Here is an 18,998-nt window from a genome sequence, read left to right on the forward strand (position 1 = left end):
TAAGGTCAGTGGTGGAAGTAGGGGATCAGGAGGTAGAGCCCGAACAACACGATCGCGGCCGTCACGAGCAGCAGCGCATACCCGGCCACGCTGTAGAGGCGGCCCTTTCCTTCGGCGGCGTACTCCAGATAGCGAGTGGCCAAGGAGACGATCCCCACGATGGCCAGCGCTCCGAACAAGGTGACCAGCGCAACCTGGCCCAACGCACCCCAGTCGATCATCGCGCTGCCCCCGAAACCGTGACCTCGCGAGAGGTGTTGACGTTGGCGGCCGTGATCTTGTTGCGGTGGGACAGCGCGATGAAGCCGCCCGCGGCGGCGGCGAGCAGCACCGCGGCGATCAGCACGCCTCCGAAGCCGAGGCCGGTGAGGAGAGCGAAAGCCGCCCCGACCAGGCCGGCCGCAGGCAGCGTCAGTCCCCACGCGATCAGCATGCGCGTAGCCGTGGACCAGCGCACCTCGGTGCGACGGCCGATGCCGGAGCCGAGGATGGCACCGGAGGCCACATGCGTGGTGGACAGACCGAAGCCGAGGTGGGACGAGGCGAGGATCGCGGCCGTCGCCGAGGTCTCAGCGGCGAATCCCTGCGGAGCCTGGATGTCCACCAGGCCCTTGCCCATGGTGCGCATGATCCGCCATCCACCGGAATAGGTGCCGAGGCCGATCGCGAGGCCTGCCGTCAGAATCACCCAGAACTGCGGGCCCGTGCCCGACTCCTGGAAGCCGCCGGCGACGAGCACGAGAGTGATCACGCCCATCGTCTTCTGCCCGTCCGAGGTGCCGTGCGACAGTGCGACCATCGAGGCCGAGACCTGCTGCCCGTACTTGAACAGCCGCGTCGCCAACGGGCTGTGCGTGCCGTCGGACTTCGCGGTGAGCCAGTAGGCGAGCCTGGTGGCCAGCATCGACACCACGCCGGCGATGACGGGGGCAAACAGCGCCGGCAGGATGATCTTCGACAACACGACCGGGAGGTGGATGCCCTGGAGGCCGGCGGAGACCAGAACCGCGCCGATCAGGCCGCCGAACAGGGCGTGCGATGAGCTCGACGGCAACCCGTACAGCCAGGTGGCCAAGTTCCAGATGATCGCGGCGCACAATCCGGCGAAGACGATGCCGGGGGTGATGAGGTCATCGTTGACCATCCCGCTGGAGATCGTCTTGGCGACTTCTGTGGAGAGGAACGCACCGACGACGTTCAGGATCGCCGCGAGAGTGACGGCGGTCTTTGGCTTGAGGGCTTCGGTGGCCACCGAGGTGGCCATGGCGTTGGCGGCATCGTGGAAGCCGTTGGTGTAGTCGAAGATCAGGGCTGTGATCACAACGATCACCACGACAATGGTTGCGGTGGTCAGCATCGGGGCTTATCCCTGAGTCCGTGCGGCAAGAATTTCGGGCACATGAACTAGAGTGTCATGACGGTGTACGGAAAGTAAATCCGGGTTTACCTAAAGATACGAACGCCCTTGCCAAAGGCCAGTTGCCGAGACTCGAACCCGTCGGCCTCGCACCGCGCCGCAGCCGCGAGAATCTCCCGATCGCCCACGGCGATGACCGTCGGCCCGGCGCCGGAAATCGCGGCGGGTACGCCGATGGCGCGCAGCCGCGTCATCAGGTCGTACGACGGGCGCATCAGATCGGCCCGGTAGCGCTGGTGCAGGACATCGCCCGTCGCATCGAACAGCAGATCCGGGCGACGCGTGAGCGCCAGCGGCAGGGCTGCCGCCGCGATCGCCTGATTCACCGCGTCCACCCGGCTCACCGTCGCCGGGAGCACCGCTCGGGCCTCGTCGGTGCCGCACTCGAAGTCGGGCACCCAGACCATGGCCGACAGCGTGTGGTGCACGTCGAGCTCGACCAGTCGGACACCATGCGCATCCGGCCATGCCAGGATCGCGCCGCCGTAGACCGCGGCCCCGGCGTTGTCGGGATGACCTTCGATGGCGCTCGACAGCCGTAGCAACTCCGGCAGGTCCAACTCGGCTCCCGGATGGGCGATGCCCCATGCCAGCGCGAGTCCCGCCACGATCGCCGACGCCGACGAGCCCAGTCCGCGGGAATGCGGGATGGTGTTGTGTGCGCGCAGCACCATCCCTGGGCGCTCCGCACCCCACTCGTCGAGCCCGCGCAGCAGGCTCTTCACGACGAGGTGACGCTCGTCCAGCGGAACCTGGCCCGCGCCCTCCCCCGTGACGACGACCTCCAGCCGGGTGTCCTCGGTGAGTTCGAGGCTGAGCTCGTCGTACCAGTCGAATGCGGCGCCGATGCAGTCGAAGCCCGCGCCGAGGTTGGCCGTGGTGGCGGGCACCCGCACCCGCAGCAGCGTCACTTAGGCTCCCTCGACCCGCATCATGCGGATCTCGTCGTCGACGAAGTCGGCCGCGCGCAGCGCCTCGATCACCTTCGCGATGTGGGTCTCGGTGGTGGTGTGCGTCATGACGCCGAGACGAGCCGCGAAGCCCTCGCCCTCCGCGCGATGCGGAGAGTTCTGCTGCACGTTGCGCAGGGAGACCCCGTGCTCGCCGAAGATCGCAGCGCAGCGTGCGAGCACGCCGGGCCGGTCCACGGCGTCGAAGCTCACGTAGAAGGAGGCCTCGGCGTCGCCCACCGGCGCAATCTCGCGCCTGGCGTAGGGCTCCTGGATATGACCGACGGTTCCCCGGGCACGGTTGCGCGCCGCGGTGACCACGTCGCCCATCACGGCCGACGCGGTGGGTGCGCCGCCCGCACCCTGGCCGAGGAACATGAGCTGACCGGCCTCGCGGGAGTCGACGAAGATCGCGTTGAAGGCCCCGGACACTGAGGCCAGCGGATGCTTCTCCCCGATCATCGTGGGGTGCACCTTGACCACGATCCGGTCGTCGGCGGTGGTCTTGGCGATCGCGAGCAGCTTCACGGTGCAGCCCATCGCCGCCGCGGCGGCGATGTCCTCCGGGGTGAGCTTGGTGATGCCCTCGCAGAAGACCTCGTCGCGGGTGACCTCGGTGTGGAAAGCGAGGGTCGCGAGGATCGCGGCCTTGGCGGCAGCGTCGTGCCCCTCGACGTCGGCCGTGGGATCGGCCTCGGCATAGCCCAGCGCCTGCGCCTCGGTCAGCGCCTCACCGAAGGCCTGGTTCTCCGTGACCATCTTGTCGAGGATGAAGTTGGTGGTGCCGTTGACGATGCCCATCACGGCCTGGATGTCGTCGCCCACCAGCGACTCGCGCAGCGGACGGATGATCGGGATGGCACCGGCCACGGCGGCCTCGAAGTAGAGATCGACGTCGTTGGCCTCGGCAGCCCGGGACAGCACATGCAGCTTCTCGGAGAGCAGCGCCTTGTTGGCGGTGACCACCGAGGCGCCGTTGTTGATCGCCGTGAGGACGAGGCTCTGGGCGGGCTCGATGCCGCCGATCACCTCGACCACGACATCCAGATCGGTGCGGCCGACCAGGCCTTCGAGGTCGTCGGTCAGCAGCTCGGCGGGAATCTCCGGCCTGTCCTTGCCGAGCGTGCGCACGCCGACGCCGACCAGTTCAAGTCGTCGTCCGATGCGCTGCTCCAGCTCGTCCGAGTGGTTCAGGATGATCCGGGCCACCTGGGAGCCCACGACACCGGCGCCCAGCAGGGCCACCTTCAGAGGTTCGGCCGACATACTCACTCTCCAACGTCCAAGCGCAGCAGATCGTCCAACGTCTCGCGGCGCAGCAAGGTCCGGCTCGCGCCGTCACGCAGCGCCACCACCGGAGGCTTAGGGATCTGATTGTAGTTACTCGCCATGCTGCGCGCGTAGGCGCCCGATCCCGGCACGGCGATCAGGTCGCCCACCGTGATGTCGGCGGGCAGGAAGACCGAACGGATCAGGATGTCGCCGCCCTCGCAATGCTTGCCCACCACGCGGCACAGCACCGGCGGGGCGTCCGACGTGCGGTTCGCCAGGGCGGCGGAGTACTCCGCCGCGTACAGAGCGGGACGGATGTTGTCGCTCATGCCGCCGTCCACCGAGACGTAGACCCGGGAGCGACCGCCCTCCAGCTCGACCACCTTGACGGTGCCCACCTCGTAGACGGCCACCCCGGCGGGGCCGCAGATCGCGCGCCCGGGCTCGATGGACAGGCGGGGCTTCGTCATGTCGAAGGCCCGGCATTCGTGATCGATGAGCTCCTCGAAGGACGCCGCCATGTCGGCGATACGGGCGGGGGTGTCCGCCTCCGTGTAGGCGATGCCGAAGCCGCCACCGAGATCGAGTTCGGGCAGCTCGGCGCCGGTCGCGGTGCGGAACTGGTGCGCCAGCCGCATCACCCGGCGGATGGCCACCTCGAAGCCGTGGGTGTCGAAGATCTGCGAGCCGATGTGGCTGTGGATGCCCATCAGCTCGATCGACGACGAGCCGTGGCAGCGCACCAGCGCGGCCAGAGCCTGGCCGCCGGTGATGGACAGGCCGAACTTCTGGTCTTCGTGAGCCGTGGCGATGTACTCATGGGTGTGCGCCTCGACGCCGGTGGTCACCCGCACCAGGGCGCGCGCCGTCGTGCCCAGTTCGGCGCAGGCCTTCTCGATCCGGGCGATCTCCTGGAAGGAGTCGACGATGATCCGGCCCACTCCCTGTTCGAGCGCGAAACGGATCTCCTCATCGGACTTGTTGTTGCCGTGGAAGCCGAGGCGCGCGGCGGGCATGCCACCGGCGAGCGCGATCCGCATCTCCCCCATCGTGGTGACGTCGAGCCCCAGGCCCTCTTCCTCCACCCAGCGCGCCACCGTCTTGGTCAGCAGCGCCTTGCCCGCGTAGTAGACGCCCCAGCCGGGGAAGGAGTCGCGGAACTCGGCCGCGCGGGCACGGAAGTCGGCCTCGTCGAGGAAGTAGGCCGGCGTGCCGTGCTCCGCGACGGCCTCGTCGAGAGCCACGCCGCCGACGACGATGCGTCCCTGAGCGTCGCGGACGGTTCCCTTGGGCCAGAGCCGGGGATCCAGCTCGTTGAGGTCTTCGGGCACGTTCAGCCACTGCGGCCCGGCGTGGGCGGCGTCCGCGTGGATCGATCCGGCGATGTGGGTGTGCGTCATGGACGTAGAGCCTGCCAGATCATGGCACTGGATAACGAGTCGGTTCGCGCTCAGCCCGCCCTGCGCCCGGTCTATGCCGTCACTTCGATCAGTTCGACGCCGCGCATGATCAGATTCACCGGATCGGCGACGGGTTCGCCGTCGGCCAGCACCGTGACCCCACCGCAGGCATCGGCCAGGCACTCGCCGTCGAAAGAGACGCCCCAGAGGGTGAAGAACTGCCCCAGCGTGATCTCGCGGTTGCCCTCGCCCTCGAGCCAGACGTCGCCGGTGGATTCGTGAGTGTGCACGGGGGCCTGGATCGCCCGCAGCCGGTCCACGCCGATGTACGGAGGCAGTTCCACCTCGGTGCCGGCGTAGACGACGGTGAGCTTCACGATGAACGGATCGCTGTCCTCGTCGAGGGGCAGTTCGGGAAGGCGGGCTTCCTTGATGTAGGAGATCGCGTCGCGTGGCGCGTCCCACGGCGGCGGAGCCTGCCTTAGGACGGCCGGGTCGGGGTCGGGGCGCGAGACGCATCCCGCGAGCATCAGCAGCGCCACGAGAACCGTCATCACCTTCCGCACACCCGAGATCCTATCCGCCGTGGGTCGGGCCGGTGCGAAATGGTGCTACCCTTTTCCAGGTCGCCCGTCATGGGCGCCAGCCCCCGTAGCTCAGGGGATAGAGCACCGCCCTCCGGAGGCGGGAGCCGAGGTTCGAATCCTCGCGGGGGCGCCATGCCGAACTGGATCCGACACACCGAGTCGTGTGAAGGATGGGGTTCGCGAGTGGGTTTGGTGGGCGTAAAAGCCGTCCAGCACGCGCGAAGCGCCGTGAGGCGGCCGGGCGGGAGCGGACCCCATCCGTAACACGACGGGCCCAACCATCATCCTGATCTAGGCTTGGGCCCCATGACCAGTACAGCGGGGTCCGTTTCCCGGACGTCTGACCGCCCATGGTGGCGCGGGGTTCTGGTGCCTTTCCTGCTCGTCGTCGCGTTCGTCGCGACCCGCGTGATCATGGTCTGGCTGGTCCGCCAAGAGGGCGCCAGCTTCGTGCCCAATGACATGTCGTACTACGGCTACTACCTCGATCTCTTCGAGCAGGGCCATCGCGACGTGATGTCCGAGTACCCGATGCCGGCGGTGTGGATCCTGCAGGCGATCTACCAGATCGGCGGCGGTTGGGAGACCTGGACCCCCTATTTCGCCGGGTTCATGTTCTTCCTCGACGCCTTCACCACCGCGATCCTCTACCGCCGCGCGACGCCGTGGGCCTCGCTGTTCTGGATCCTTTTCACCTTCTTCAACGGCGCGATCATGTGGTACCGGTTCGACCTGCTGACCAGCGTCCTGGTGGCGTGGGCCTGCCTGGGCGCCCGACGGTTCCCCCATGTATCCGGTGGCCTGGTGGGACTGGGCGCCGCGATCAAGCTCTGGCCTGCGCTGCTGATCGGTCCGCTGCTGGCGCCACGGCCGCTCAGCCGAACCGCGACCGTCGGGCGAGCTCGCCTCGTGGGCTTCCTCAGCGTCGGCGTCGCGCTCGCGGTGGCGTCGTTGATCACGCACGGGTGGACTCGCACCGCATCCCCGCTCGGGTGGCAGTCGGCCAGGGGCCTGCATATCGAGTCGGTACCGGCGACGCCGCTGATGTTCCTGCGCACCTACACCGGTCAGGAGTCGTGGAATGTCGCGATGTCGGACTACAACGCGCTGGAGCTGAGCGGGCCCGGGGTCGACGTGATGCTCGCCGTCTCGACGGTGTTGACCACCGGCGCGGTCGCCCTGGCAGCCTGGCTCTCCTGGCGGCTCATCCGGCGCTATCAGCAGGACGCTCCCGCGGCTCACATCGCGATCATGATCGCTATCCTCGCCGTCATCGCGGCCACCATGGTGAGCAACAAGGTCTACTCGCCGCAGTACACCCTGTGGCTCGGCGGCCCGGTGGCCGCGCTGCTCACCGCGCGAGTCGATTCCCGGCTGCGCCGCCACGTCGTGGTGCTCGCGGCAACCACACTCGCGGTCGCCGCGCTCACCCAGCTCAGCTATCCCTGGGCCGCTCAAGGCATCATGGCGATTCCGATGGGCAGCGGGCTGGAGATGTCGGTGCTGATCCTGCGCAACGTCGCTCTGATCGCGCTGCTGGCGCACAGCGTCTACCTCAGCTGGCGAACCACGAAGGCCACGGTCTCTCTCCCGGACAGATCTTTAGCTAAGCTTCAGAAGTGAACCGGGCGTAGATGCCTGAGCCGACCACTCACAGAGGGGATTCGTGGCATAGCCACCTTTTGCTTATGTCTGCTTCTGATTCCAACGACGTATTCGGACCCAACTCCTGGCTCATCGATGAGATGAGGGAGGCCTACGAGCAAGACCCTCAGTCCGTAGACGTGAAATGGCGCGACTTCTTCGCCCAGGAAACATCCGGACAGGCGGCATCCACCCCCACCGCGTCCGAGCCCAAGACCGAGACGGTTTCGACCCCTCCGTCCGCGTCGGTCCCGGCAGCTGCTCCCGCGGCCCCCGAGCCGGCCGTCACCGTCGCCCCACAGGCAGCTCCCGCGCCGGCGTCGGCCCCCTCCGCCCCCATGACCCCGCGGGGCCAGGTGGAGATCTCACGCAAGGCCAACGCCGAGTCGCCATCGGCCCCCGGCAGCGGCGCCGGGCTTTCCGCGAACGCTCCCAACCCGGCGCTCCGTCCTGAGCCGACGTCGGCCGAGCCCACCTATACGGTGCTGCGCGGCGCACCGATGCGCACGGCGAAGAACATGGAGACCTCGCTGAGCGTGCCCACGGCCACCTCGGTGCGCTCCGTCCCGATGAAGCTGGTCATCGATCAGCGCACCGACATCAACGACTTCCTGCGCACCTCCAAGGGCGGCAAGGTCTCGTTCACCCACATCATCGCCTTCGCGATGGTGCAGGCGCTGAAGAAGCACCCGGCGATGAACAACGCCTACGACCTGATCAACGGGAAGCCGACGCTCATCGAGAACCCGGCGATAAACCTCGGCATCGCGATCGACCTGCCGAAGCCCGACGGCACCCGGCAGTTGCTGGTGCCCAACATCAAGGGCTGCGAGTCGCTCAACTTCGCCCAGTTCTGGTCGGCCTACGAGGCGATCGTCTACAAGGCGCGCAACAACCAGCTCACCGTCGCCGACTTCGCCGGCACCACCGCGTCGATCACCAACCCCGGCGGCATCGGCACCAACCACTCGGTGCCGCGCCTGATGACCGGACAGGGCATGATCCTCGGCGTCGGCAACATCGACTACCCGGCCGAGTTCCAGGGCATGTCGATCACCCGGATCACCGAGCTGGCCGTCTCCAAGGTGACGACGCTCACCTCCACCTACGACCACCGCGTGATCCAGGGTGCGGAGTCGGGCGCCTTCCTGAAGACGATCCACGAGTTGCTGCTCGGCCAATACGGCTTCTTCGACGAGGTGTTCGAGGCGCTGCGCATCCCTTACGAGCCGCTGCGGTGGGCCCCCGACTTCGTCGCGCACCGCAACGACCACGTCAGCAAGTACGCCCGCGTGCTGGAGCTGGTCAACGCCTACCGGCATTACGGTCACCTCGTCGCCGACATCGATCCGCTGGAATACCGGCAGCGCGCCTTCGAGGATCTGCGTCTCGAGGCCCACGACCTCTCGATCTGGGATCTCGACCGCGAGTTCGCCGTCGGCCAGCTGTCCACGCACGAGCGCGCCTACATGACGCTGCGCGAGCTGTTGCGGGTGCTGAAGGACTCCTACTGCCGCACCATCGGCGTCGAATACATGCACATCTCGGAGCCCCGCCAGCGCGAGTGGTTCCAGCGCCGCATGGAGGTGCCGCGCCAGCCGCTCACCCACGCCGAGCACATGCACACCCTGGACAAGCTGAACGAGGCCGAGGTCTTCGAGACCTTCCTGCAGACCAAGTTCGTCGGCCAGAAGCGCTTCTCCCTCGAAGGCGGCGAGTCGATGATCATCCTGCTCGACGAGATCGCCCAGCGCGCCGCCAACGCCTCCCTCGACGAGGTGTGCATCGGCATGCCGCACCGCGGCCGGCTCAACGTGCTCACCAACATCGTCGGCAAGAAGTTCGCCCAGGTGTTCAAAGAGTTCGACGGCAACGTCGACGTGGTCGGCGGCACCACCGGCGACGTGAAGTACCACCTTGGCGCTGAGGGCACCTTCGTCGCCGCCAACGGCGACCGCATCAAGGCGTCCGTGGCCGCCAACCCGTCGCATCTCGAGGCCGTCAACCCCGTGGTGGCCGGCATCGCGCGCGCCAAGCAGGACGCGCTCGGCGCCGACGACTTCCCCGTGCTGCCCATCATGCTGCACGGCGACGCGTCTTTCGCCGGTCAAGGGGTCGTCTACGAGACCCTCCAGATGAGCCAGCTGCGCGGCTACAAGGTGGGCGGCAGCATCCACCTCGTGGTCAACAACCAGGTGGGCTTCACCACGTCCCCGGTCGAATCCCGCACCTCGATGTACTGCACCGATGTCGCCAAGACGATCTCCGCTCCCGTGCTGCACGTCAACGGCGACGACCCCGACGCCTGCGTGCGCGCCGCCCGGCTGGCCTTCGACTACCGGCAGCAGTTCAACAAGGACGTCGTCATCGACCTGGTCTGCTACCGCCGCCGCGGGCACAACGAGGGCGACGACCCCAGCTTCACCCAGCCCAAGATGTACGACCTGATCGAGCAGAAGCGCTCCATCCGCAGGATCTACGCCGAGTCGCTGATCGGCCGCGGCGACATCTCGATGCAGGACGCCGAGGACGTGATGAACCGCTTCCGGGAGCGTCTGGAGACGGTGTTCCGCGAGGTCCGCGAGGCGAAGGACAGCAACGGCGACGACGAGTACACGCGGGTGCCGTACTACCCCACCAAGCCCGATCAGCGCCTGACCGAGATCAGCAAGGAAGCGATGGAGCGCATCGCCGAGGTGCACACCGAGTTCCCCGACAACTTCACCGTGCATCCCAAGGTACGTCCGCAGCTGGAGCGCCGGGCGCAGTCCATCCTGAACGGCCCCATCGACTGGGCGACCGCCGAGATGCTGGCGATCGGCTCGCTGCTGATGGAGCACCGCCCGGTGCGGCTGGCCGGCCAGGATTCGCGACGCGGTACCTTCTCGCAGCGGTTCGCCGCGATCGTCGACCGGGTGACCAACGAGGCCTGGGTGCCGCTGAAGCACCTCACCAACGACCAGGCCAGCTTCGACGTCTACGACTCCCTGCTCAGCGAGTACGCCGCCCTCGGTTTCGAGTACGGCTACTCCGTCGCGCGCCCGGATGCGTTGGTGCTCTGGGAGGCCCAGTTCGGCGACTTCGCCAACGGCGCCCAGACCATCGCCGACGAGTTCATCTCCTCCGGCAACGCGAAGTGGACGCAGAAGTCGGGCGTGGTGCTGCTGCTCCCCCACGGCTTCGAAGGCCAGGGCCCGGATCACAGCTCGGCTCGCGTCGAGCGCTGGCTCCAGCTCTGCGCCGAGAACGCGCTGGCCGTCTGCCAGCCGTCGACGGCCGCCAGCCACTTCCACCTGCTGCGCCAGCACGCCTACGTCAACTACCACCGTCCCGTGGTGATCATCACGCCCAAGTCGATGCTGCGCAGCAAGGCGGCCTCGTCGCAGCCCGAGGAGTTCACCTCCGGCGAGTGGCGCCCGGCGCTGGACGATCCGACGATCGAGGACGCGTCCAAGGTGTCTCGCATCCTGCTGTGCTCGGGCAAGATCCGCTGGGATCTGGTGGAGCGCCGGCACCGCCTGGGCCTCGACGGGCAGGTGGCCATCGTCGCCCTGGAGCGGCTGTACCCGCTGCCCACCGAGTCCTTGGTGGCGATCCTGCGTCGTTATCGGCACGTCAGCGACGTCCGCTTCGTCCAGGACGAGCCGGAGAACCAGGGCGGCTGGCCGTTCCTGTCCGCGCATCTGCCCGAGGACGTGGCGCGGCACCTGCCCGGCTACACGCTGAACATGGTTCCGATCACCCGCCCGGCGGCCTCGGCGCCGTCGGTGGGATCGCTGAAGGTGCACAAGCAGCAGGAGGAAGACCTGCTGCATCGCGCGCTGGAGATCTGACGCGGGATGTACTTCACGGACCGTGGGCTGGAGGAGCTGGTCGATCGGCGAGGCGAGGAGGAGGTCTCCTTCGAGTGGCTCGCCGATCGCTTCCGCACCTTCGTCGACCTGAATCCCGAATTCGAGACCCCGATCGAGCGGCTCGCCTCCTGGCTGGCGCGCCTCGACGATGAAGAGGACTGAGGACCAAGTGAGTGACTACCAGGCCGCCGTCGACCGCTACCGGGAGATCACCGGAGCCCAGCCCGAAGGGCTGTGGTACGGCCCCGGACGCGTCAACCTGATCGGCGAGCACACCGACTACAACGACGGCTTCGTGCTGCCCTTTGCGCTGCATCGCAAGGCCGTCGTCGCGGCGGGCCGGCGCGAGGACGACCTGTTCGTCGCCGCATCGCTCGAACTCGACGACGAGGTGCGCCTGCCGCTGGACGAACTCGCGCCCGGCCAGCAGGGCTGGTCGGCCTATGTGGCGGGTGTCGCGTGGGCCCTGCGTGAGGCCGGACACGAGGTGGGCGGGGTCACCCTCGTGCTGACGTCGGACGTGCCGCTGGGGGCCGGGCTGTCGAGTTCCGCAGCCATCGAGTGCGCCGCGGTGTCCGCGCTCTGCGATCTCTTCGGCATCGAGATGGCCGGCATCGACCGCGCGAAGCTCGCCCGTCGCGTGGAGAACGTCTACGTCGGCGCTCCCACCGGCCTGCTCGACCAGGCGGCCAGCACCCTGTGCCAGGAGGGCACCGGGCTGTTCCTCGACTGCCGCTCGCTGGAGACCAAGCAGGTGCCGCTGCCGATGGCCGAGCAGGGCTACGAGATGCTGGTGCTCGATACCAAGACGCCACACAGCCACGTCGACGGCGAGTACGGCGCCCGGCGCGCATCCTGCGAGGAAGCAGCCCGCGTCCTCGGGGTGCCCGCTCTGCGCGACGTGACCGACCTCGACGATGCCCTGAGCCGGCTGTCCGACGAGACCATGCGACGCCGGGTCCGTCACGTCGTCACGGAGAACGAGCGCGTTCTCCAGGCGCTGGAGCTTGCCGAGGCCGGTGACCTGGCCGCGATCGCTCCCCTGCTGGACGCATCTCACGCCTCCATGCGCGACGACTACGAGATCACGGTGCCCACCGTCGACCTGGCGGTGGAGACCGCCAAGTCAGCCGGCGCACTCGGCGCCCGGATGACCGGCGGTGGCTTCGGCGGCTGCATCATCGCGCTCTGCCAGGCGGGCACGGCCGAGACGATCGCGCAGGCGATCGCCGCCGCCTTCGCCGAGCGCGAGTACAACGCACCCGAGTGGTTCACCGCGGTTCCCGCTCCCGGAGCCGGCCGGCTCGCCTAAGAGATTCCGCGGAACCTCTATACCTTGGGTAACAGGATCACGAACCTACGACTCCTGACCTAGGAACGCCCTCCGCGTGGACGGCAAGGCTGCGGTGACGGCGGTCGCGAGGGTGATCACGCCTACCGCGACCGCGCCGATCGACTGCGGGACGTCGCCTGCCTGCAGAAGGCTGAAGGCGCTGACGGCGTGCAGCAGCGCGGCGCCGATGATCAGGCCCTGCACCCAGGCGACTCGGCGCGCGCCCAGCCAGGCGAGAGCGCACACGAGCAGCCCGTAGACGGCGAGGGACGCCCCGACACCCGCGCTGAACCCGCCCTGGCCCACCGCGAACGATCCGACCCCGATCCCGATGAAGGCCAAACCCGCGAGCGCGGTCAGGGTCACGGTCAGGCCCAAGGACACCGGATCGAACAGTCGACGAAGCGCGTACACACCAGGAACCATGCCCAATCCGCGAGGTGGCTGCAAGTCCGGCGCGCGCTGGACGTAGGAATAACCCCGGCGCGCGGGAACTGACTATTGTGTTCGCCCTTGGAGGCGAGTATGTTTCTTCGAGCCCCCTTTTTCGGGGATCGACGCTACATGCCCCCTTACCCCAACCTTTGAAGGAGTGCCCCGACGATGGATTGGCGCCATAAGGCTGCCTGCCTGACGGAAGACCCTGAGCTGTTCTTCCCCGTGGGCAACACCGGTCCTGCTTTGCAGCAGATCGAAGAGGCAAAGAAGATCTGCCAGCGCTGCGATGTTCGGGAGCGGTGCCTCTCCTGGGCTTTGGAGGCGGGGCAGGATCATGGCGTCTGGGGCGGCATGAGCGAAGACGAACGGCGCGCCATCAAGCGCCGCGCCGCCCGCTCGCGGCTGCGCGCCTGAGCCTTCGGCACACCTTTATTTCTCGATAGCGACAGATCTATAGCGGCAGGCGGATGATCGCGGCCGTACCGGGCCCGTCCGTCCGATTGGTGATCTCGAGCGTTCCGCTCATCTCGTTCATCAGAGCGGAGATGATCGACAGCCCCAGGCTGGTCTGATTTCCCAACACGAAACCTTCCGGCAGTCCGTCGCCGTCGTCGAGCACACTCACGGTCAGCAGGTTTTCCTCGCGTTCGGGGCGCACCAGCACCATTCCCGACGAACTGTTGAGACCATGCTCGATGGCGTTCTGGCACAGTTCGGTCAGCACCATGGACAGCGACGTGGTGGCATGCGCCGGCACGACGCCGAAGCTGCCCTCCCGTCGGGCCCGCACCGTGCCCGACGCCGCCGCCAGATCGCCGACCATGTCGAGGATCTTGTCGCACACCGCGTCGAAGTCGACCTGCTCGTCGATGGCCGTGCTGAGCGTCTCGTGCACCAACGCGATCGACGACACGCGCCGCATCGCGTCGCGCAGCGTCTCCTTGGCCTCAGGCGATTGCGAGCGCCGGGCCTGCATCCGCAGCAGCGCCGCGATGGTCTGCAGGTTGTTCTTCACCCGGTGGTGAATCTCCCGGATGGTGGCGTCCTTGGTGACCAGCAGCCGGTCGCGCTTGCGCAGGTCGGTGGTGTCGCGGCACAGCACGAGCATGCCCGCGGACGATCGCTCCAGCCACAGCGGCAGCAGCACGAACCGCATCGATGCGCTGTTGTTCTCGATGTCGAACTCGAGGCTGACGGTGCCGTCGAGGTCGCTGGCCAGCGTCTGGCCGACCTTGTCCACCTGGCGGCGCAGGCTGCGAATGAAGTCGCGGTAATTCTCACCCTCCAGGTCACCGGTGGCTCCCAACCGGCGGGCTCCCGTCACGGCGTTGGGGCTCGCGTAGGAGATGGTGCCGTCGGGCTGCACCCGGATCACCCCGTCGGCGACGCGCGGGGCAAGCGCCTTATCCGACGGCGGCACCAGCGGGAACTCGCCCCGGAGCAGCATCTGGGTGAGGATGTCGGCCGCGTCCATGAAGTTCTCTTCGAGCGCACCGGTGGCGCGCACCGTCATCTGGTTGGTGTGCCGCTCGATCACCGCGATCGGCCGGCCGTTGCGCAGGACCGGGATGGCCCAGACGTCGACGGGGATGCCCGCGCTCAACTGGTTGTCGCTGGTCTCGGCGATCTGCTGACTCAGCCACGCCACCACGACCGGATGATCGGGCTCGTACTCGATCAGGTCGCCCACCACGTCGTCCTCCAACGCCGTGGGGCCGGTCACGGGACGGACCTGGGCGACGCAGGTGAATCGTTCGCCCGAGGTGTCCACGGGCAGCCACATCACCAGGTCCGAGAAACTCAGATCCGCGAGGATCGACCATTCTCGTAAGAAAGCGTCCAGCCACTCGCGATCCGTCATGGACTGCACGTCACCAACCATGCGCCCAACTGTGCCAGGTCTGGTCCACGAGGCAAGTCTAGGGTCTCGGTTTTCCCGCATCGGCCTTCGTCTGGCAGAATCGGTGCTCGCAGTGCCAGAAAAGCTCGCACCCGAGACGAGGAGACCCCATGGGTAAGACCGGACGTAAGCGTCGCGCGCGTCGTAAGAACAAGGCGAACCACGGCAAGCGCCCCAACGCCTGAGTGAGCGACTCCCCCGGAGTCTTCACATGCTAAAGCCCCCGCTTACCCGCGGGGGCTTTTTACTTGTTGAGAGCGTTCAGCGGCTGACACGCACGCTGCGCACCCGGGCCAGCAACGAGGACGGGGCCTTGTGCACCGGCTGGCTGCGATGGATCATCTCCGTGATCGTGGACTCGATCTCGAAGTTCTCCATACATCGCTCGCAGGCGTGCAGGTGCAGCCGGATCAGGTCGGCGTCGGCATCCAGGAGCTCTTGGTGGAGGAAGGCGTGCACGCGACGCAGGGCCTCGACGCACTCGTCGTGTTCGTTGTGGTCGTGGGAGACCATGTCGGGCTCACTCATCACCGCCCTCCGTCCTTGCTCGTCCGATGCCTTGTGTGTGCGCGTAGTCGGCCAAGAGTCTTCGCAGCTGCGCGCGTCCTCGGTTGATCCGGCTCATCACAGTACCCAGCGGGGTCTCCATGATCTCGGCGATCTCCTTGTAGGAGAAGCCCTCGACGTCGCTCAGCAGCACCGCAATCCGGAAGGGGGGCGACAGCTGCGCCAGCGCCTCCGCCACGGCGGCGTCGGGCGTCTGGTCCAGTGCCTCCATCTCGGCCGACCGCAAGCCCGCGGAGTCGTGCGACGCGGCGCGCATCAGCTGCCAATCGGTGACGTCCTCGTCGCCGCTGAGCTGCGGCGACCGCTGAGCCTTGCGGTAGGAGTTGATGAAGGTATTGGTGAGGATCCGATACAGCCACGCCCGCAGATTGGTGCCGGGGGTGAAGGAGTCCTCCGCCGCGAACGCCTTGGCGTAGGTGTCCTGGACGATGTCCTCGGCGTCGGCCGCGTTTCTGGTCATCCGCAGCGCCGCCGCGTACAGGCGGTCGAGGTGGCTCAACGCCTCCGTCTCGAAGTCGGGCTGCGGATCCTCCTCCAGACACATCTCAGCCACGCCATCGTGAGGCGTTACGGCTGGCATGCGCTGGGTGGTATTCATCCCGATGAAGAATAGCGACTCCAGCACTGCACTTCGCACCAGGCCACCCCTATGCAAGGGCGGCGCGGCTTCGAGCAGGGCGGTCATGCCAGGGGTAACACCGCCCGAAGGCCCATAATTCCCGCGCGCCGGAATTGCCGACAGCGCCGGCGCGGACGGGTAGGGTTGGGCCCATGAGTCTCACGCGATTCGTTGCCCGAAGCCTGTTCGCCAGCTACTACGTCGTCGACGGCGCGTCCTCGGTGATCAATCCCGAGAGCAGGGCCGCCGACGCCGCCTCCGTCACCGAGCGCGCCGTCCCCCTGCTGCAGCGCGTCGTGCCACCGTCGTATTCGTCCCACATTCCCGACAGCCCCGAGTCCTGGGTGCGCGTCGTCGGCGCCGCCAAGTTGGTCGGCGGCGTGATGTTCGCCACCGGCCTCGGACGCCGACTCGGCGCGGCGCTGCTCACCGGTAGCGCCGCCTTCGACCTGGCTTCCGGGCTGCCCAAGGACACGAAGGACATCAAGATGGCGCTGCCCGAGCTGCTGCGCGACGGCGCGCTGCTGGGCGCGTCGGTGATCGCGATGCAGGATCTCGAGGGCAAGCCCAGCCTGGCCTGGCGCACCAAGCACGCCGCGCAGGCGGCCGACCGCAAGGTGGACCAGATCACCAGCGACGTGTCGCGCAAGGCTCGCAAGGCCAACCGACAGGTGCAGCGCAAGGCGCAGTCTCTGTCGCGCAGTGCGAAGCGGCAGGCCAAGAAGGTCACCAAGCAGGTGGAGAGCGCGCTGTCTTGACAGCCCATCGTCTTCCCTTGAGCCCCGGCCCGGTCATCGGGTCGGTCGCCGTTCCCGGATCGAAGTCCGAGACCAACCGCGCCCTGGTGTTGGCCGCCCTCGCCGACGGGCCGTCGCAGATCGTCGGTGCGCTCGACTCTCGCGACAGCCGGCTGATGGTCGACGCCCTGCGCCAACTGGGCGTCGAGATCGTCGACGACGGCGACGCTTTGTCCGTGCGACCGCCGTCGCAGTTCCGTGGCGGAGCTCGCGTGGACTGCGGGCTGGCCGGCACCGTGATGCGTTTCCTTCCTCCCGTCGCGCTGCTGGCTGACGGCCCCACCGAGTTCTTCGGCGACGCGCATGCCAGCCAGCGTCCGATGGCCCCGATCATCGACGCGCTGTGCCAGGTGGGCGCCGAGTGCACCGCGGACCGGTTGCCCTTCACCATGACGCCCGGACCGGAGTTGGGCGACGTCGCCGCCATCGACGCGTCGGCCTCCAGCCAGTTCATCTCCGGTCCGCTGCTGGCGGCCTGCCGGCTGCCTCGTGGGTTGCGACTGAGCCACACCGGCGACTCGCTCCCCTCGCTCCCCCACATCGCGATGACGGTGGAGATGCTGCGCGATCGCGGGGTGGAGATCAGCCAGCCATCGGAACGCGAGTGGCACGTCGCCCCTGGCCCGATCGCGGCAAGGGACTGCCGCGTGGAGCCCGATCTCACAAACGCCTCGGTGTTCCTGGCCGCGGCCGCCCTCACCGGGGGCAGCGTCGGGGTGCCGGGATGGCCCGACCGCACCGTCCAACCAGGGGCCTTGTTCCTGGACATCGTGGAGCGCTTCGGCGCGCGGGTGACGCGAAACAACGGCTCGGTCACCGTCACAGGGAATGGCCGCCTGACCGCCATCGACGTCGACCTGCACGCCGCCTCCGAGTTGACCCCTGTGATCGCGGCCCTTGGCGCTTTTGCAGACGGGCGCACCGTCATCTCCGGCGTCGCGCACATCCGCGGGCACGAGACCGATCGGCTCGCCGCGCTGGTCACCGAGCTGCGCCGGGTCGGGGTCGCTGCCGATGAGACCGCAGACGGGCTCTGGATCGAGGGCTGTGCCCCCGCGGAGCTGCGAGGGGCGCTCTTGGAGACCTACGCCGACCACCGGATGGTCCACTTCGCCGCGCTGCTGGCCCTGCTGGTGCCGGGCATCTCGGTGACCGATCTGGGCTGCGTCAGCAAGACGATGCCCGACTTCGAGGCCGTCTGGCGGGGATTGATCGGATGAGCGCCTCGCGCAGCCTCCGTGAAGACGACCATTCCGGGTTCGACCGCCCCAAGCGACGCTCCAAGCCCCGCACCAAGCAGCGCCCCGACTATTCCAAGGCCCCGCTCGGCCGAGTGGTGGCGGTGGACCGCGGACGCTACCGCTGCCAGGTGGACGAGCGTCTGGTCACCGCCGTGCGCGGCCGGCTCATTCCCCGCAAGGGCGGGGTCATCGTCGGCGATCTGATCCGCCTCGACGGCGACGTCTCCGGCGACGAGGGAACGCTCGCGCGCATCGTCGAGGTGGAGCCCCGCAGAACCTGGCTGCGCCGCTCCGCCGACGACGCGGACACCTTCGAGCGGCCCATCGTCGCCAATGCCGACCAGCTGATGATCGTCACAGCTCTGGCCGATCCGCCACCGCGGATGGGCATGATCGACCGGATCCTGGTGGCCGCCTACGACGCCCGGATCGATCCCGTGCTGTGCCTCACCAAGGCCGACCTGGCGTCGGCCGACGAACTGGTGGCCGCGTACGAGCCGCTGGGCGTGCCGATCGTCGTCACCCAGCCTGAGGCGGACCTCGCCGAGATCGAAGGCCTGCTCACCGGGCACACCACCGTCTTCATCGGGCATTCCGGGGTGGGGAAGTCGACGCTGGTCAATCGCCTGGTGCCCGACGCCAACCGCGCCACCGGCGAGGTCTCCGAGGTGACGGGCAAGGGGCGGCACACGTCGACGTCGGCCCTAGCCATCGAACTGCCGATCGACGGCTGGATCATCGACACGCCGGGCGTACGCTCCTTCGGCATCAGCCACGTGCGCACCGAGTCGATCATCGGGGCCTTCCCCGACATGGCCGAGATCGCCGAGGACTGCCCGCGCGGCTGCCCCCACGACTCGTCGGCCATCGACTGCGAACTCGACGCAGCCGTCGAGGACGGCCGGCTGCCCGTCGAACGGCTGGCTTCCTTCCGCCGCATGGAGCGCGCCTTCGCCTGACAGCGGTCGCGGTTCAGATA

General features: G+C 67.9%; 19 protein-coding genes and 1 tRNA gene. 10 read left to right on the forward strand and 10 right to left on the reverse strand.

What is annotated here, in order from left to right; translation table 11 throughout:
- Positions 1-5: 5 nt before the first annotated feature.
- From P0D62_RS17480 to P0D62_RS17505, 6 genes are all read right to left on the reverse strand, one after another.
- Positions 6-221, reverse strand: coding sequence for a hypothetical protein (locus tag P0D62_RS17480; protein ID WP_275703823.1), 216 nt, complete (start codon positions 219-221; stop codon positions 6-8).
- Positions 218-1,354 (reverse strand): inorganic phosphate transporter, encoded by a 1,137-nt coding sequence (locus P0D62_RS17485; RefSeq protein WP_275703848.1) that lies wholly within the window; start codon positions 1,352-1,354, stop codon positions 218-220. The genes P0D62_RS17480 and P0D62_RS17485 overlap by 4 nt, the downstream gene beginning before the upstream one ends.
- Positions 1,355-1,443: 89 nt before the next feature.
- Positions 1,444-2,328: a homoserine kinase gene (gene thrB / locus P0D62_RS17490; RefSeq protein WP_275703824.1), complete on the reverse strand. Its 885-nt coding sequence runs from the start codon at positions 2,326-2,328 to the stop codon at positions 1,444-1,446.
- Entirely contained in the window at positions 2,329-3,633 is a 1,305-nt protein-coding gene (locus P0D62_RS17495; RefSeq protein ID WP_275703825.1) for a homoserine dehydrogenase, read from the reverse strand.
- A gap of 2 nt (positions 3,634-3,635) precedes the next feature.
- Entirely contained in the window at positions 3,636-5,039 is a 1,404-nt protein-coding gene (lysA, locus tag P0D62_RS17500; RefSeq protein ID WP_275703826.1) for a diaminopimelate decarboxylase, read from the reverse strand.
- Between the two features lie 71 nt (positions 5,040-5,110).
- Positions 5,111-5,605 (reverse strand): hypothetical protein, encoded by a 495-nt coding sequence (locus P0D62_RS17505; protein WP_275703827.1) that lies wholly within the window; start codon positions 5,603-5,605, stop codon positions 5,111-5,113.
- Between the two features lie 79 nt (positions 5,606-5,684).
- On the opposite strand from P0D62_RS17505, the gene P0D62_RS17510 reads away from it, so the two are divergent.
- From P0D62_RS17510 to galK, 5 genes are all read left to right on the forward strand, one after another.
- Positions 5,685-5,759: transfer RNA gene (locus P0D62_RS17510), tRNA-Arg, on the forward strand.
- Between the two features lie 236 nt (positions 5,760-5,995).
- The gene (locus tag P0D62_RS17515) at positions 5,996-7,249 is read left to right on the forward strand and encodes a glycosyltransferase family 87 protein (protein WP_275703828.1); all 1,254 of its coding nucleotides are present in this window, start codon (positions 5,996-5,998) and stop codon (positions 7,247-7,249) included.
- Positions 7,250-7,314: 65 nt separating this feature from the next.
- Positions 7,315-11,103 carry a multifunctional oxoglutarate decarboxylase/oxoglutarate dehydrogenase thiamine pyrophosphate-binding subunit/dihydrolipoyllysine-residue succinyltransferase subunit gene (locus P0D62_RS17520; protein WP_275703829.1) on the forward strand — a complete coding sequence of 1,263 codons (3,789 nt, stop codon included), beginning with the start codon at positions 7,315-7,317 and terminating at the stop codon, positions 11,101-11,103.
- Positions 11,104-11,109: 6 nt separating this feature from the next.
- The gene (locus tag P0D62_RS17525; protein WP_275703830.1) at positions 11,110-11,286 is read left to right on the forward strand and encodes a DUF6104 family protein; all 177 of its coding nucleotides are present in this window, start codon (positions 11,110-11,112) and stop codon (positions 11,284-11,286) included.
- Positions 11,287-11,293: 7 nt separating this feature from the next.
- Positions 11,294-12,436, forward strand: a complete 1,143-nt coding sequence (gene galK, locus P0D62_RS17530) for a galactokinase (RefSeq protein ID WP_275703831.1) — start codon at positions 11,294-11,296, stop codon at positions 12,434-12,436.
- A 45-nt stretch (positions 12,437-12,481) separates the two neighbouring features.
- On the opposite strand, the gene P0D62_RS17535 is transcribed toward galK, so the two are convergent.
- Entirely contained in the window at positions 12,482-12,883 is a 402-nt protein-coding gene (locus P0D62_RS17535; RefSeq protein ID WP_275703832.1) for a hypothetical protein, read from the reverse strand.
- Positions 12,884-13,060: 177 nt separating this feature from the next.
- On the opposite strand from P0D62_RS17535, the gene P0D62_RS17540 reads away from it, so the two are divergent.
- The gene (locus tag P0D62_RS17540) at positions 13,061-13,309 is read left to right on the forward strand and encodes a WhiB family transcriptional regulator (protein ID WP_275703833.1); all 249 of its coding nucleotides are present in this window, start codon (positions 13,061-13,063) and stop codon (positions 13,307-13,309) included.
- A 37-nt stretch (positions 13,310-13,346) separates the two neighbouring features.
- Here the strand turns inward: P0D62_RS17540 and P0D62_RS17545 are convergent, their stop codons facing one another.
- Positions 13,347-14,777 (reverse strand): sensor histidine kinase, encoded by a 1,431-nt coding sequence (locus tag P0D62_RS17545; RefSeq protein WP_275703834.1) that lies wholly within the window; start codon positions 14,775-14,777, stop codon positions 13,347-13,349.
- 128 nt (positions 14,778-14,905) lie between these two features.
- Between P0D62_RS17545 and P0D62_RS19220 the strand changes: the two genes are divergently transcribed.
- The gene (locus P0D62_RS19220) at positions 14,906-14,980 is read left to right on the forward strand and encodes a 50S ribosomal protein bL37 (protein WP_390620223.1); all 75 of its coding nucleotides are present in this window, start codon (positions 14,906-14,908) and stop codon (positions 14,978-14,980) included.
- Positions 14,981-15,056: 76 nt separating this feature from the next.
- Here P0D62_RS19220 and P0D62_RS17550 read toward each other — a convergent pair whose 3' ends face one another.
- Positions 15,057-15,323 (reverse strand): mycothiol system anti-sigma-R factor, encoded by a 267-nt coding sequence (locus P0D62_RS17550; protein ID WP_275703835.1) that lies wholly within the window; start codon positions 15,321-15,323, stop codon positions 15,057-15,059.
- Positions 15,316-15,906, reverse strand: coding sequence for a sigma-70 family RNA polymerase sigma factor (locus P0D62_RS17555; protein WP_275703849.1), 591 nt, complete (start codon positions 15,904-15,906; stop codon positions 15,316-15,318). The genes P0D62_RS17550 and P0D62_RS17555 overlap by 8 nt, the downstream gene beginning before the upstream one ends.
- 227 nt (positions 15,907-16,133) lie before the next feature.
- Between P0D62_RS17555 and P0D62_RS17560 the strand changes: the two genes are divergently transcribed.
- Genes P0D62_RS17560 through rsgA form a run of 3 tightly spaced genes read left to right on the forward strand, consistent with a single transcriptional unit; the run spans position 16,134 to position 18,978 of the window.
- Positions 16,134-16,739, forward strand: a complete 606-nt coding sequence (locus P0D62_RS17560; protein WP_275703836.1) for a DoxX family protein — start codon at positions 16,134-16,136, stop codon at positions 16,737-16,739.
- 17 nt (positions 16,740-16,756) lie between these two features.
- Positions 16,757-17,998 carry a 3-phosphoshikimate 1-carboxyvinyltransferase gene (gene aroA / locus P0D62_RS17565; protein WP_275703837.1) on the forward strand — a complete coding sequence of 414 codons (1,242 nt, stop codon included), beginning with the start codon at positions 16,757-16,759 and terminating at the stop codon, positions 17,996-17,998.
- Positions 17,995-18,978 carry a ribosome small subunit-dependent GTPase A gene (rsgA, locus tag P0D62_RS17570; protein ID WP_275703838.1) on the forward strand — a complete coding sequence of 328 codons (984 nt, stop codon included), beginning with the start codon at positions 17,995-17,997 and terminating at the stop codon, positions 18,976-18,978. Before aroA ends, rsgA begins: the two co-directional genes overlap by 4 nt.
- Positions 18,979-18,998: the final 20 nt, after the last annotated feature.

The organism is Tessaracoccus caeni (genome assembly GCF_029211185.1).
Lineage (GTDB): Bacteria > Actinomycetota > Actinomycetes > Propionibacteriales > Propionibacteriaceae > Arachnia > Arachnia caeni.